Annotated in this window: 12 protein-coding genes; 6 read left to right on the top strand and 6 right to left on the bottom strand. The window is 56.3% G+C overall.

All coding sequences use genetic code 11. From position 1 onward, the window contains the following. Positions 1–47 precede the first annotated feature (47 nt). A complete protein-coding gene (gene serB, locus HMPREF0576_RS03725; protein WP_004010730.1) occupies positions 48–968 on the bottom strand; it encodes a phosphoserine phosphatase SerB in 921 nt (306 codons plus the stop codon). A gap of 3 nt (positions 969–971) precedes the next feature. Then, on the bottom strand, positions 972–2210 hold the full coding sequence (gene glgC, locus HMPREF0576_RS03720) for a glucose-1-phosphate adenylyltransferase (RefSeq protein ID WP_004010729.1): 1239 nt from the start codon (positions 2208–2210) through the stop codon (positions 972–974). Between the two features lie 166 nt (positions 2211–2376). On the opposite strand from glgC, the gene glgA reads away from it, so the two are divergent. The 6 genes from glgA to HMPREF0576_RS03690 all read left to right on the top strand — a co-directional run bounded on the left by glgA (position 2377) and on the right by HMPREF0576_RS03690 (position 10611). After that, positions 2377–3606: a glycogen synthase gene (gene glgA / locus HMPREF0576_RS03715; RefSeq protein WP_004010728.1), complete on the top strand. Its 1230-nt coding sequence runs from the start codon at positions 2377–2379 to the stop codon at positions 3604–3606. Positions 3607–3642: 36 nt separating this feature from the next. After that, complete coding sequence (locus HMPREF0576_RS03710; protein WP_004006910.1) at positions 3643–4431, top strand: ABC transporter ATP-binding protein; 789 nt, start codon at positions 3643–3645, stop codon at positions 4429–4431. A 60-nt stretch (positions 4432–4491) separates the two neighbouring features. Then, on the top strand, positions 4492–5835 hold the full coding sequence (locus HMPREF0576_RS03705; RefSeq protein WP_004010727.1) for a glutamine synthetase family protein: 1344 nt from the start codon (positions 4492–4494) through the stop codon (positions 5833–5835). Between the two features lie 55 nt (positions 5836–5890). Continuing rightward, the gene (locus HMPREF0576_RS03700; protein ID WP_004010725.1) at positions 5891–9091 is read left to right on the top strand and encodes a bifunctional [glutamine synthetase] adenylyltransferase/[glutamine synthetase]-adenylyl-L-tyrosine phosphorylase; all 3201 of its coding nucleotides are present in this window, start codon (positions 5891–5893) and stop codon (positions 9089–9091) included. Positions 9092–9208: 117 nt separating this feature from the next. Beyond that, positions 9209–9913 carry a histidine phosphatase family protein gene (locus tag HMPREF0576_RS03695; protein WP_036324500.1) on the top strand — a complete coding sequence of 235 codons (705 nt, stop codon included), beginning with the start codon at positions 9209–9211 and terminating at the stop codon, positions 9911–9913. Positions 9914–9975: 62 nt separating this feature from the next. Next, the gene (locus HMPREF0576_RS03690) at positions 9976–10611 is read left to right on the top strand and encodes a phosphatase PAP2 family protein (protein WP_004006906.1); all 636 of its coding nucleotides are present in this window, start codon (positions 9976–9978) and stop codon (positions 10609–10611) included. Here the strand turns inward: HMPREF0576_RS03690 and HMPREF0576_RS03685 are convergent. The 4 genes from HMPREF0576_RS03685 to HMPREF0576_RS03670 form a co-directional block, all read right to left on the bottom strand. Beyond that, positions 10606–11544 (bottom strand): amino acid ABC transporter ATP-binding protein, encoded by a 939-nt coding sequence (locus HMPREF0576_RS03685; RefSeq protein WP_004006905.1) that lies wholly within the window; start codon positions 11542–11544, stop codon positions 10606–10608. The two genes, HMPREF0576_RS03690 and HMPREF0576_RS03685, sit on opposite strands and share 6 nt — an antisense overlap. Continuing rightward, positions 11541–12464, bottom strand: coding sequence for an amino acid ABC transporter permease (locus tag HMPREF0576_RS03680; protein ID WP_004006904.1), 924 nt, complete (start codon positions 12462–12464; stop codon positions 11541–11543). The genes HMPREF0576_RS03685 and HMPREF0576_RS03680 overlap by 4 nt, the downstream gene beginning before the upstream one ends. A 107-nt stretch (positions 12465–12571) precedes the next feature. Beyond that, positions 12572–13507 (bottom strand): transporter substrate-binding domain-containing protein, encoded by a 936-nt coding sequence (locus HMPREF0576_RS03675; protein ID WP_004006903.1) that lies wholly within the window; start codon positions 13505–13507, stop codon positions 12572–12574. 147 nt (positions 13508–13654) lie between these two features. Next, positions 13655–14368, bottom strand: a complete 714-nt coding sequence (locus HMPREF0576_RS03670; protein ID WP_245527324.1) for a DUF4191 domain-containing protein — start codon at positions 14366–14368, stop codon at positions 13655–13657. Positions 14369–14445 lie beyond the last annotated feature (77 nt).

Here is a 14445-nt window from a genome sequence, read left to right as displayed (position 1 = left end):
AACGTGGAGCTGCTCAGACAAACAACTTTCGCGAGAACCGGATTGAGTCAGCTCGGGAGAGTGAGCGCCGCTAGTACCGCGAGGTTAGACCACGAGAGACGCACATCAGCAGCGGCTTGCAGGGCAGGCTTGGCTTGGTAGGCGACCCCCAATCCAGCGGCGCAAACCATTTTCAGGTCATTGGCGCCGTCTCCCATCGCTACGCAGCGATTGAGACCTATACCTAGCTCGGCTGCCCACGAACGCAGACAAGTTTCCTTAGTTTCGGCGGTCACAATGTCTCCCTCAGGGGCACCGGTGAGCTGACCGTTTGCCACCTCGAACCGGTTGGCCTTAACGAAGTCCAGCCCGATTTGCGTTGCGGGTGGTTCCACCAGTTCCATGAACCCGCCGGACACCACCCCGACTTTTACGCCGTGGTGATGAAAAGCCGACACCATCTGTGTCGCTCCCGGTGAAAAATGATAATCCTGGCGCACTTGATCCAAGACACTGACCGATAGACCCCGTAATGTTCCCATGCGACGCCGCAGGGACTGGGCAAAGTCGAGTTCTCCGCGCATTGCGGCAGCAGTGATGGAAGCGACTTCTGCTTGTGTCCCGGCGTGGGCAGCCACTAGGTCGATGCCTTCCCCGGTAAACAACGTAGAATCCCCGTCCAAAACTACCAGGGCAGGACCTCGTAACGCCATTTCTCCAGACGTTATCGCTACAGCGAGTTGCGGTGAATCCAGTTCAATTTCAATAGCGCGGGTCCACGCCGCTCTCTGTTCCCGAGAGGTAGATGGTGCGGCGGGAACTTCCAGAGATACTCGATTAAGTTCCTCTGACGAGGAACGGACTGGTGGCGCGGCGGGGTTCAGTCCGGTAGCGTGTAGCACCGCGGACAGAAACGCCTCCGGGGCTATATCCGCAGTGTCTTTTTCCCACACGCAGGTAAAACGCAGGGGCAGCGAGAGTTCAGCCATGGGCTACTGCTCGACCCGAGTGCCTTTGGGGACGACCGTAATCCCGGAATCAGTCACCAGGAAGCCGCGCGCCCGGTCTTGTTCGAGGTCAACGCCAATAGTGACGCCCTCACCAACGTAAACGTTCTTGTCCAAGATAGCACGGTCGACTTTTGCATGCCGCGCCAGTACCACGCCGTTCATCAAGACCGAGTCAGTCACTTCGGACCAGGAATTCATACGAACTCCGGGGGAAATGATTGAGTGGACACACAGAGCCCCAGAAATAATCGTGCCGCTGGAGACAAAAGAGTCAATGGCATGTCCCATACGAGAATCATCCCCGTAGACGAATTTGGCGGGGGGCAGTTCGCCGTCCACCGTCGTCATAATCGGCCACTTCGGGTTATACAGGTTAAAAATGGGGTGGACCGCAATGAGGTCCATTGACGCTTCGTAATAGGCGTCAATAGTACCGACGTCACGCCAATAGTCCCGGTCCCGTTCGGTCGAACCGGGGATATCGTTGCGGATAAAGTCGTAGCAGTGGGCTTCCCCGCGAGAGACAAAATATGGCACTATGTCCCCACCCATATCGTGATTTGAGTCGTCATTTTGAGAGTCTCGCTGCAGTGCCTCGAGCAGGGCATCAGTGTTGAATACGTAGTTACCCATGGAGGCGAGGACTTGATTGGGTGCATCGGGCAGCCCGACCGCATCGTGGGGCTTTTCCCGGAAAGCAGTGATTTTTCCGGCTTCGTCGGCTTCAATGACTCCAAAGGAAGATGCCATTTGCAGAGGCTGCCGAATGCCTGCCACCGTGGCGGGCAGTCCAGACTCGATGTGTTCCTCCACCATCTGTGAGAAGTCCATCCGGTAGATGTTGTCAGCCCCGATAATCAGCACGTAGTCAGGGCGTTCGTCACTGATGATGTTTTCAGATTGAAAAATTGCGTCTGCTGACCCCATGTACCAGTGTTTCCCGGTCCGTTGCTGAGCTGGTACAGGTGCCACATAGTTGCCCAGAATGTTCGACATATGCCAGGCCGTAGCGATGTGTCGGTCTAAGGAATGTGACTTGTATTGGGTCAGGACGATAACCCGGTGATAGCCGGAGTTCACCACGTTTGACAACGCGAAGTCAATCAGTCGGTAGTGACCGCCGAAAGGCACCGCGGGCTTGGCGCGGTCTTCAGTGAGAGGCATCAGGCGTTTGCCCTCGCCGCCAGCGAGAATAATTGTCAAAACTTTCGGTTGTGCCATGCATTAACTCTAGGAGATTTTTTAGCTTTTGTGTGGTATTTCTCAGGTTTTTTTACACGCAAATGGGATAGGTTAGAGGTGCAGTCGCGGTTCGCCACTCAGGGGTTTTCCGGGGATACTACGGACCGAGTTGTACTGGGTCGATTTGTGCTAAAGCGAGGTTGCCATGCGGGTTGATTTGATGAGTCGGGAATACCCTCCGAAAGTCTACGGGGGAGCTGGAGTTCACGTTACCGAACTCGCCAAGGTTTTGCGGCAGCGGGCAGAAGTGAGGGTGCACTGTTTTGAGGGACCTCGCACCCCTGGCACGGAAGGCGGCGAGCCGGGGGTCACCGGCTACGACTATCTGGAAGGGTTGGCAGACGCGAACGCTGCCATCCGCACTTTGGGTGTGGACCTAGAGTTTGTGACTGATGCAGCCGGGGCTGACGTGGTGCATTCCCATACCTGGTATGCCAATATGGGCGGGCATTGGGCTTCTTTGATGTATGACATTCCGCATGTTATTTCCGCACATTCCCTGGAGCCGTTGCGTCCGTGGAAAGCTGAACAATTGGGTGGGGGATACCGGATTTCTTCCTGGGCAGAAAAAACCGCTTATGAAGCCGCCGACGCTATAGTGGCAGTGTCTCACGCTATGAAAGACGACATTTTGCGTTGCTATCCCGCTGTCGAGCCTGATCGAGTCCATGTCATCCACAATGGCATTGACCTGACGACCTGGGATTTCTCTAATATCACTCCCGAATTCCGCAGTCGAGTCTGGGCGGACTATGGTCTGAACGAAGATGCCCTCACGATAGCTTTCGTCGGGCGTATTACTCGACAAAAGGGTCTGCCCTATCTGTTGCGGGCGCTGCGCGACGTACCTCGTGACGCCCAAATCGTTTTGTGCGCGGGAGCGCCCGACACCCCAGAGATTATGGCGGAGGTTGAAAGCCTGGTGCATGACCTGCAGCGGGAGCGTCCGGGAGTAGTGTGGATTGCGGACATGCTGGACCGCGCCCACATGATTGCCCTGTTGACCGGCTCGACCTTGTTTGTGACTCCCTCGATTTACGAGCCGCTGGGAATAGTGAACCTAGAGGCGATGGCTTGCGGCTTGCCCGTGGTCGCTACCGATACCGGGGGTATTCCCGATGTGGTTGTTGATGGGGAAACCGGCTTTTTGGTACCCATTGAACAGGTCAATGACGGTACGGGCAAGCCCCTGCATCCTGAAGAATTCGAGTGCGCGATGGCGCAGCGAATTACTGAGATGCTGACTCATCCCGAACGCGCTCGGGAGATGGGACTGGCGGGTCATAAGCGCGCCCAAGAACACTTCACTTGGGAGGCAATTGGGGAAAAAACTTTGGCGCTGTATGAAAAAGTCATTGCCCAGCGTCACAATTAACCTAAAGCCCTCCAGCCACGGATAGGAAAGAACAGTATGACTTTGGTCGCCCGGTGTGACAACGTTGAATTGTGGCGTAATCGCACCTCTATTTTGCATAACGTCAATTGGCGGATTCACCTGGGACAGCACTGGGTGGTGCTGGGACCCAATGGGGCAGGAAAGACCACCTTGGTGGATATGCTGGCGGGGCGGATTTACCCCTCGCGAGGGCGGGTGGAAATCCTGGACGAAGTATTAGGAAAAACCGAGATTGCGGAGATTCGTCAGCGGGTGGGATACGCCTCCCCGGCTCTCGCCGGTCAGATTCCCCCGCAGGAAACCGTAGAAAAGACCGTACTATCCGCGATTTGGGGGATGACGGCATCCTGGCGGGAGAGCTACGAAACGGTGGACGTGCAACGTGCCCAAGCTCTGATGAGCATGTTTGAGGTGGCAGATTTGAAAGACCGCGACTTTGCCACTTTGAGTCAAGGCGAGAAACAGCGCGTTTTGGTGGCTCGAGCCCTCATGATAGACCCGGAAATGCTGATTTTGGACGAACCGGCAGCTGCCCTCGACCTGGGTGGGCGTGAACTATTGCTCAGTGGGCTGGCAGAACTGGCACGTGACCCGAAAAGCCCGGTCATGGTCATGGTCACGCATCACTTGGAGGAAATCCCTCCCGGGTTTACCCACGCACTAGCGCTTAAGGAAGGTCGCGTGTTTGCCTCCGGCCCCCTTGAAAACGTGCTGACCAGCTCCACTATGAGCGCCATGTACGGTCTTGAACTGGAGATAACGCACACGGAGCAGGGGCGCTACACTGCCAGAATGAAGTCTTAGACCGGGACACTTTGAACATCCGGGAAAACCCCGGAACAGACTATTGAAAGGGAGAAAACCGTGGATTCTCGCCAAGAAGACGTGATTCGGCAGGTGGGGGAACGTGACGTGAAATATGTGCGTCTCATGTTCACCGATGTGTTGGGTGTCTTGAAATCTGTCACGATTGCGCCGGTAGAACTGGAACGAGCCTTTACAGAAGGAGTGGCTTTTGACGGCTCTTCCGTGGAAGGTTTCACCCGCGTGGCGGAATCAGATATGTTGCTGTTCCCCGATGCCACAACGTTTCAGATTATGCCCCAGCTCGCGGACATCTCGGAGGACACTATCGGGCGGATGTTCTGTGACGTGTACAACCCGGACGGGACCCGTTCGCATTCCGACCCTCGCTACGTGCTGGAACGCACCATGAAACGGGCTCAAGCGCTGGGATTCGTGCCCTACGCGCATCCCGAAATCGAGTTTTACCTGTTCAAACAGCCCGGCAGTTTGGAGGAGCGCCTGCGCCCGGTGGATCAGGGCGGTTACTTCGATCACGTTTCTGCAGGTCCGGGCAACGCCTTTCGTCGGTGGGCAGTGCGGATGCTGGAAGAGTGCGGCATTTCGGTTGAGTTTTCCCATCACGAGGGGGGTCCCGGACAAAACGAAATCGACTTGCGTTCCGTCGATGCCCTGTCTTGTGCGGATAATCTGGTGACTACACGTGAAGCGGTAGAGGACCTGGCAGAAGTCAAAGGTCTGCTGGCGACGTTTATGCCCAAACCGGACATTGATTTTCCCGGTAACGGGATGCACGTGCATTTTTCGCTGTGGGAGGGCGACCAAAATGCGTTTTATGATCCCGCCGCCGCTGACCATCTGTCCATTGTGGGACGCCAGTTCACCGCCGGTCTGCTGCACTATGCCAAGGAAATCTCTGCCATTGTCAATCAGCATGTGAACTCGTATAAGCGACTGTGGGGCGGGGATGAGGCGCCGGCTTTCGTCTGCTGGGGGCACCATAATCCTTCCGCTCTGATACGGGTGGCAGATCACAAGCCAGGTCTGCACACTTACACCAGGGTCGAGTACCGTGCTCCCGACCCCGCGATGAACCCATACCTGGGGTTTGCCCTGATTATCGAAGCGGGGCTAAAAGGAATTGAACAGCGCATGGAACTGCCCGAAGAAGCCGAGGACAACGTGTGGGAGATGAGCGATGCGGAACGGAAAGCCTACGGCATCGAGACTCTGCCGCGTTCTTTGGAAGACGCGATTCGCTATCTGCAAGATTCCGAGTTGGTGCCGGCGGTCCTGGGTGAAGAAGTCTTTGATTACGTGTTGCGCACGCGGCTGGCGGAATGGACCGAGTACCGCCACCAGGTGACGGAACAAGAGAAACGCTTGCTGCTGCATTTGCATTAGTCCATGCCAATGGTTCCCCCGCGGCGGTGGGGACTGTGGGGCTGAAAGGGAGAGAATGGCTCGAGAGTATTCCGAGACGGTGGCGCTGCTAACCTCCGGGGTGGAAGACGTCGAGCGTGCCAAGACCCGGTTGACTGCCATCACGCAGGCAGCTCCCCAGGTGGACATCCCGCAACTCATCGAGAATCTCGGTCAGACAGCGGACCCTGACCTGGTGCTGTTGGGTTTGGATCGAATTTTTTCTGAGGATGCCGCCCACCCGTCGGGCATTACCGAGACGCTGAGTGCGCGCCAAATTGGAAACCGCACATTGCAGCTGCTGGGGGCGTCTGAATTCTTTGCCAGTTACCTGGCGACGCACCCGGCAGCCCTTGAACTCCTGGAACAGGAGCCTGAACCGGAGACTTACTCGGCACGGCTGCTTCGCGCGGTAGGGGCAAAGAATCTGGGTACGGTCAAAAACCCGTGCTGGGTCGCTGACCCGCAAGCTCACGACTTGGAACTGCGGCGGGTTTACTACGCGCTGCTGGCGCAACTGGCTGCGGAGGACCTGGCTCACGCGGGAGAAACAGCCGCCAAGGCTGAGTTTCAAGCGACTTCCCGGCGCATCAGCGACCTTGTCGATGCCGCGCTAGAGGCGAGTCTGGCATTGGCTCGCCGCGATCATGACCCGGAGGGTCTGATTGCTTTCAGCGTGGTGGCAATGGGAAAGACCGGGGCGCGGGAGCTGAACTATATTTCCGACGTCGATGTTATTTATGTGGGGCAAGCCCAGGAGGATGCCGACCTGGACCCCGCCGAGGCAAATCGGCGTGCCACCGCGATGGCGCAGGCGCTCGGTTCCTATTGTTCTGCGACTGGACCGGAACCGGCACTGTGGATTTTGGATGCCGCGCTGCGTCCCGAGGGTAAGGATGGCGCGCTGGTGCGTAATCTGGAATCTCACCTGGATTATTACCAGCGTTGGGCAAAGACTTGGGAATTTCAGGCACTGCTGAAGGCTCGCCCGGCAGCAGGGGACCGGGAACTGGGCGCCCGTTACCTGAGCACCATCCGTCCTTTTGTGTGGTCCGCGGTAGAACGCGAAGGTTTCGTGGAAGATACCCGAGCTATGCGGCGGCGGGTAGAAAAGCTGCTGGATCCGAAAAAGGCAGGCCGGGAAATTAAACTCGGCGCCGGGGGGCTGCGTGATGTGGAGTTTACGGTACAGCTGTTGCAGCTGGTGCACGGCAGGGTCGATGAGAGCCTGCGGGTGCGCGGAACCTTGGACGCTTTACAAGCCCTCATTGCTGGAGGCTACATAGGTCGCGACCAGGGCGAAGAAATGGCTGACTATTACCGGTTCCTGCGGGTCATTGAGCATCGCACCCAGCTGGACCGAATGCGCCGCACGCACCTGTTTCCCCAGGATGCTCAGCTGCGGAGGGTCGCGCGCTCTATTGATGTGACGCGGTTTTCTGAGGGGGCGAAACTGACTCAGGCTTGGCAGGAAGTGCGGCACAAGGTTCGGGGACTGCACGAGGAGATTTACTACCGCCCGTTGCTGCCCGCGATGGCGAAACTGTCAGCGGGGGTAGCGGCTTTGGACAGTGTTGCCGCCCAGTCCCGGTTGCAAGCTATCGGTTACCGCGATCCCAAGCGCGCTTTGGAACATATTGAGGCTTTGACTTCCGGAATGAGTCGGCGGGCGGCGATTCAACGTCAGCTCTTGCCGGTGCTGCTGGATTGGCTTGCGGATGGGGTGGATCCTGATGGTGGTTTGTTGGCTTTCCGGCAAGTGTCTGATGCCTTGGGGGATACGCATTGGTATCTTGGTTTGCTGCGTGATTCGGGTACCGCTGCCCGGAGTTTGACCCGGTTGCTATCGTCTTCGCCTTTGGTGGCGGGTCTGTTGCCCGCTAATCCAGACGCTATTAAGTGGCTTGATGACGAGTCTCAGTTACGCGGGCGTACACGCGAGGAACTCGAGCGCGAGATTCTAGCAACTTTTGAGCGCCAACCGGATTTGGACAAGCAAGCCGCGCGGCTGCGGGCAGTGCGCGGACGGGAACTGTTGCGGGCCGCTATGGTGGACGTGCTGCAAGGCATTGACCCGCTGCGAACCGCCCAGCGTTTAACTGACGTGGGTGAAGCTGTCCTCGCGGGGGCTTTCGACCTGGCATTACGGAAGCTCAAAGCGCAGCTGCCTCCGACTGCCCCTGGTCACAAGGGCGGTGGGGAGCAGCCGTCCGCGCAGGTTGCACTTGCGAGTCCTGCGACGCGCGCTTTAGCGTCCGCCGGGTATTATGCGGATCACTTAATAGTGGGGATGGGTCGATTTGGCGGTGGTGAATCTGGTTACCCTTCTGATGCTGACGTGGTGTTTTACTATCGTCCGTGGCAGGAGCCGGGCAATCCGGCAGGGGGATATTTGCGGGCAACGCCGGCGGATTTGCCGGTAGTGGGGACAGAGGCAGACTCTGCCACGTCAGAAATTCGCAAGCGTGCCGTGATGGAAGCGACCAGCCTGGTCAATACCGTCAGTTCAATCTTGAGCGGAGCCCAAGCCGGTGCTTGGCGGGTTGATACTGATTTACGTCCCGAAGGTCGTTCCGGGGCTGTGTCCAAGGACTTAGATTTGCTGAAGGATTATTATGCGCGCTGGGCTAGCGCTTGGGAGCGTCAAGCCCTGCTGCGGGCTCGTCCCGTGGTGGGCTCATCGACTTTGCGCACAGATTTTGTCGAGATTGTAGATCCGGTGCGGTTCGACACCCCGCCGGAGGCTAAAGAACTGAAAGAGATTCGCCGGTTAAAAGCCCGGATGGAGTCGGAACGGATTGGTGGAGGTCAGGTGTCCGGTGCAGGCAAGACCGGGGCGGCAGTACGCCACGTTAAGCTGGGACCGGGGGGATTATCCGACGTGGAATGGTCGGTACAATTATTGCAAATGTGTCACGCCCACACCGTGCCCGGGTTGCGCTGCGTGTCCACCGGCGACGCTCTGCGAGCAGCGGTGAGTGCGGGGCTGATTCCTGCCTCGGACGCGGAAATCTTGCGCACCGCATGGATGATGGCAATGTCTATTCGGGCAGCGAACGTGTTGGGCTCAGGGCGGACTACCGGGAAAAAACTCGATGTGCTGCCAGTCGATCGCCTATTGGTGACCACCGCGGCGCTGTTGGGCTACCCAGAGGGCACGCACCAAGACTTAACCGATGACTGGATGCGTGCCGCGCGCCTGGCGCGCGGAGTAGTGGAACAGATTTTTTATGAATAACCTGCATTTCACGGCACCGCGGGAATCATCAGGTCTACCCTGTTGAGAGCCACTCAGCAAAATAAGCTTGAGGCGAGAAAACGCGCTAAGGTGGGATGGGCACAGAAAGGAATAACGTTGCGACTGGTATTGATTCGTCATGGGGAAACTGACTCGAACCTCTCGGGGGCTTTGGACACGGCTTGGCCGGGACGTCCCTTGAATGCCACGGGGCGCGAACAGGCGGTGGCTTTGGTTGATAAATTTCACAAGTTAGTGGGGTCGGCTCCGCAGCGTTTGGCTTGCTCTTTCATCCTCCGAACACGCCAAACTGCCGAGCCGTTGGCACAGGCTTTCAATATTCCCGTGCAGGTAGATCCGGATTTGCGTGAGGTTCGAGCCGGAGCGCTGGAAATGTCTACAACTCTCGAAGACACCCGAGAATACCTCGATACCGCTATCGGTTGGGTGACTGGCGACCTGAAGCGACGGATGCCCGGAGCGGAATCTGGTGCCGATACTTTAGCGCGTTTCGACCGGGGGATTGCGCGGCTGTGTGCGGGATTGGAGGATGATCCGGAAGCGACCGTAGCGGTCGTCATTCACGGCGCAATTATGCGCGTGTGGGGCGCAAACCGGATTGAGGGATTGACCCTTGACTTGTTGGCGCAGTTCCCCTGCCAAAATTGTTCCCTCACGTTGGCGACTGGCAGCCCGACTGCCGGCTGGAAAGCCGAACTGTGGTCCGATCGGCATCTGGAAGATTGGTCGGTGGTGCCCGGAGGTAAACCCCGCACCTCCAAAGAAGCCCGCGAACATCTGGAATCCGTGTTGCTTAGCTGAGCCACCGCTGTCAGACTCGATACGCTCGCCCCGCAAAACTGCTAAACAGAAGATCTTAAACCGTGAACCTCTTGACCAAGTTGATATTAATCCAAGCCGCAATCTTGCTGCTGCAGAGTATCCTGTACTTTGGCTCAGAGCGTTTCCAGCACGTGTTTCATAATCCCCAATGCGGTCTAGATCGGCACATCCCGCGCATTCCCGCTTTCGTCTATCCATACGTGTTGTGGTTTCCGCTGATTGTATTCTTCCCGATTTCGCTGTACTTTTTTTCACCGGGAAACTGGGTGGTGTTCCAGATTGCGTGGATATTTTGCGTAGTCATTTCGGTGGCAGCATATTTAGCGTATCCCACTACTTTTCAGCGTCAAGAATTGGGACAAAGCCTGACCGAACGCTTGTTGGCACTGGTGTACAAGACGAGCTACCGCGGGGTCAATTGCGCCCCCAGCTTGCACTGTTCCACCTCGATGATGATTGCTTTCACCGCCGTGGTGACAGTGCAGATGCCCTGGTGGCTACGAGTCGTCTCGGTCTTGGTAGCTGTGGCTATTGTCCTGGCTACCCAGTTCACCAAGCAGCACGCCGTGGTGGATTTGCTGACTGCTATTCCGGTCGCGGCAATATCGCTGACCATAGGTTTTGGAGTGACAGCAGCTGGCGGAACCGAGCCGATTCAGGCGTGGCTTAACCTATAACACCTTTGAGACAAATTCGCGGGTGCGCGCTTCGCGAGGATTGTCCAAAACCTCGATAGGGCTTCCCATTTCCATGATTTGTCCCTCGTCCATAAAGGCCAGAGTGTGACCGACCTCTCGGGCGAAGCCAATTTCGTGGGTCACCACCAGCATAGTCATCCCGTCCCGAGCCAAATCTTTCATAACCTGCAGCACTTCACCGACCAGTTCCGGATCGAGCGCGGAAGTCGGTTCATCGAACAGCATCAGTTCAGGATCCATCGCCAAAGCACGGGCAATCGCCACCCGCTGCTGCTGACCGCCGGACAGCTGGGACGGGTAGTGGTCCATGCGATCTCCCAGACCAACCCGATCCAGCAGCGCTTTTGCCTGCTCGGCAGCCTCATCACGTGGTTTCTTCAAGACGTGAACCGGGGCCTCCATGACGTTTTCGAGAGCAGTTTTGTGAGGAAACAGGTTGAAACGCTGAAATACCATGCCGATACGTTCCCGTTGAGCGGACACGATTTCATCAGGTAGCTCGCGCAGCACCGTGTTCCGTTCAGTCAAAGCGCCGGTCTTTAAGTACCACGAGCGTCTCCGTCCCGGCAGGGGAGCTTTTTCCTCGGACATGCCCAACAGCTCTCCGTCCAGGTAAATTCGTCCGGAAGTGATAGTTTCCAGCTGATTGATGCAGCGCAAAACTGTAGATTTACCAGAACCGGAGGGACCGATGAGAACGCACACCTCGCCCTTGTGAATGTCCAGGTTAATACCCTTTAACACGTGCAGGTGACCAAAGTACTTGTGGACATCGCGTAAAGCCACCATGGTCCCCACCACGTCAGCAGGGGCGGGAATGTGATTACCCGGCCGTAAATCCGGGAAAGTATCGATGATACCATCAGGATCTTTACTGTCTAGAGGATTGTTTGGCATCAGCTCATTACTCACGATTTCACATCCAATAGCGTTTTCGTTGCCGGAACCGCGCTCAGAGACTTGCTACGCGATGAGGTGGGGGACTGCTGCGTGTTAAAACCCTTGCCAAAGTATTTCTCAAGGTAGTACTGACCCACCATCAAAATCGAGGTGATGAGCAGGTACCAAATCGCAGCGCAAATCATCATCGGCACCGGCATGAAAGTGAGGCGTCCCAAGTTTTGAGCCTGGAAGTTCAGCTCCAAAGTAAACGGCACCACCGAAACCAGGGAAGTGGTCTTTAACATCGAAATCGTTTCGTTGCCAGTGGGCGGGACAATGACGCGCATAGCTTGGGGAATGACGATGCGACGCAAAATCATGCTGCGCTTCATGCCCAGAGCGGTAGCAGCCTCCCACTGTCCCGGATTCACCGAGTTTAGCCCAGCGCGCACAATTTCAGCTAAGTAAGCGCCCTCGTTCAGTCCTAGCCCCAGCATGGCTGACCAGAACATGTTTAGCACCAGCTTCGTTTCCACTGCAAACAGTTGCGGTCCGAAAGGAATCCCCAGGGTAATCATGGGGTACAGCGTCGGCAGCAAGCCCCAAAAGATTAACTGGGTATATACGGGAGTGCCGCGGAAGAACCAGATATAGAACCAGGCAACGCCCTTCAACACCGGGTTCGGGGACTGGCGCATCACTGCCATGGTAATAGCGAGGGTGACGCCGATTGTCATCGCTCCTATCGTCAGTGCCAGAGTGAAGCCGATTCCTTTAATCAAGTTCGGGTGCGTCAGATACTCTCGCACCATCTCCCAATGGTAGTTGGGATTGGTGAGAAGGGAGTTGACCAGTCCGAGCACTACCAGCGCGACCACTGCCACGCTGACCCATCTGCTTAAACGGAATACCGGTCGTGGATGGTTGAATTTCAGGTCTTCTTCGCTCATGCGTTATCGTCCTTTTGATGTCTTGGGCTGCTCAGTCTCGCCGATGTAGTTCTCGGACGGACTCCCCGAATCGGAAAGTGAAACGTCAAAGACTGCAAGCTGAGGGGTTATTTCGCCTCGGAAGTTTTCAGCTCCACCGCGTCGTACAAGCCTGCGCCAGCGCCATAGTTATCCATGATTTCCCGCATTTTTCCTGATGCCAGCAGGGAATCCATCGCCGCTTTAATCGCGGCGGACAGTTGTTGATTTTTGTTATCTACCACAATCCCGATGGGGCTAGGGTCGAGAATCTGACCAATTTGCTCCATCTGACCGCGGGTTTGTTTCACGTAGTAAGACGTGACCGGATCATCGGCTAGCATAGCCTGATACTGACCCGAGATGACTTTCGGGAATACATTGGACAGCAGCTCTTCTTTTTGGATGTCTACCGGCGGTTTGCCGCTGGCTTCACACTGCTTGCTCAGTTTCGGCAACAGCTCAGTTTCCTGCAGGGTGCCGGTCTGCACTCCGACGGTTTTGCCACAGATGTCCTTGGGGTCAAAGCCCTGCGGGTTGCCCTTTGCCACCGCAAATAGGGAACCCATACGCATGTAAGCCAGCATGTCATAGTTTGCGACGCGCTCCGGTGTAACCGTGAACGAAGATGCCCCCAAATCGTAAGTCGTGCCAATCTTGGGCAGCAGAGCGCCGAACGCTTCGGTAGTGGTCGTGCCGTCATCCAGACCCATTGTCAGGGCGATAGCTTTTACCATGTCTACTTCATAGCCGGTGGGGGTGGTGCCGTCATCCAGCAAGAATTCCGCCGGAGCGTAGCTGGTAGAAGCGCCGTTGCGGAGCACGCCGCGTTCCTTTACCTCGGCGGGAACCATCGCCTCGACCTTGGGGTCAGGCTTTATCGTTGAAAAATCAAAAGTGGGGGCGGCGCTGGGTTGCGGATTATTAGCATCGTCACCGCCGGCATTTCCGGTAGAAGCGGTGGAGCATCCGGCTAAGCCCAAAGAGGCTGCAGCTAGAAGCATAGCAACGGAAAGACGACGCATGAGATTCTCCTTGTTGACGGTCGTGTAAATAAACTATCGGTATAAATTTACAGAGCTGTGCAACTTTATGCAAATCTCCGCCCATAAAAAATTCAGAAATTGTAACAGTTTTTCATCTCGCATGTCTGGGATAGTGGTGGATAAATTTTATCCGTACAAAGCGCGCCGATTAGGGCGAACTCGGTAAGGGTCAATTCCCTTGGGGATCGGCAGTCCCTGATTGCGGTGAATCGCCAGCAGTCGTTTTTGTACTGCGGGAATCTCATTTCGATTCAAAGCGCGTGGAGCTTTATACATGGTTTTCATCAAGTGTTCCAGGCGAACCTGACCATCTTCGGTGCCGCACTCTACGGCGTGTACCGGCACCTGCGCGACGACTCGCGTGGTCTTTTTCGTCTCATCGTTGAGCAGCTTGCTGGCGCGAGAGTGCGGTCCTTCACTAACCAGGAAAATCCCGCGGGGACCCACGAAACGCCATACCAAATCTTGATCCTTATTGACCGCCACAGGCTCTTCCTCAGCAAACCAGGACCGGCGCAGCAGCTGGCGCAGCGCGCCAACGCAGCCTTTCATCCCCTCAATCTGACGCAGCATAGCGCGGGACAAAAACGCGGAAATCCAAGCCATCGGCACGACCATCAGCACCAAAACAATGGTGATTGCGCCCATGACCCAGTGCTTGCCTACAATCATGTACCACACGGTTAACGCTTCTGTCACGACCAGCGTCGCCAAAATCGCCCACACAATCCACGGGAAGGACCGGTTCACGATGGTGAAAGAGTCCTTGAGATTCTGAAATATGTTGCGTTTCTTGCCGGACGTGTCGCCCCCGGTCACAGTGTTACTTTTCTTAGCCATCGCCTTTATCTTAGGGGATTTTTGCTTCAGGGGTAAACCGAGTTGTGTCATGGTAACAAAAGTTATCCACAGGTTTG

Origin of the sequence: Mobiluncus holmesii ATCC 35242, assembly GCF_000185445.1 — a bacterium.
In the GTDB taxonomy this organism is placed as follows: domain Bacteria; phylum Actinomycetota; class Actinomycetes; order Actinomycetales; family Actinomycetaceae; genus Mobiluncus; species Mobiluncus curtisii.
Note: the sequence above shows the minus strand (reverse complement) of the source record. Positions and strands in the feature narration are given on the sequence as shown.

Bases quoted from the DNA above. Each gene is read 5' to 3' on its own strand.
- HMPREF0576_RS03680 (WP_004006904.1), bottom strand. From the start codon at position 12,464: ATGAGCGAAGAAGACCTGAAATTCAACCATCCACGACCGGTATTCCGT.
- glgA (WP_004010728.1), top strand. From the start codon at position 2,377: ATGCGGGTTGATTTGATGAGTCGGGAATACCCTCCGAAAGTCTACGGG.
- HMPREF0576_RS03700 (WP_004010725.1), top strand. From the start codon at position 5,891: ATGGCTCGAGAGTATTCCGAGACGGTGGCGCTGCTAACCTCCGGGGTG.
- HMPREF0576_RS03670 (WP_245527324.1), bottom strand. From the start codon at position 14,368: ATGGCTAAGAAAAGTAACACTGTGACCGGGGGCGACACGTCCGGCAAG.
- HMPREF0576_RS03675 (WP_004006903.1), bottom strand. From the start codon at position 13,507: ATGCGTCGTCTTTCCGTTGCTATGCTTCTAGCTGCAGCCTCTTTGGGC.
- HMPREF0576_RS03710 (WP_004006910.1), top strand. From the start codon at position 3,643: ATGACTTTGGTCGCCCGGTGTGACAACGTTGAATTGTGGCGTAATCGC.
- glgC (WP_004010729.1), bottom strand. From the start codon at position 2,210: ATGGCACAACCGAAAGTTTTGACAATTATTCTCGCTGGCGGCGAGGGC.
- serB (WP_004010730.1), bottom strand. From the start codon at position 968: ATGGCTGAACTCTCGCTGCCCCTGCGTTTTACCTGCGTGTGGGAAAAA.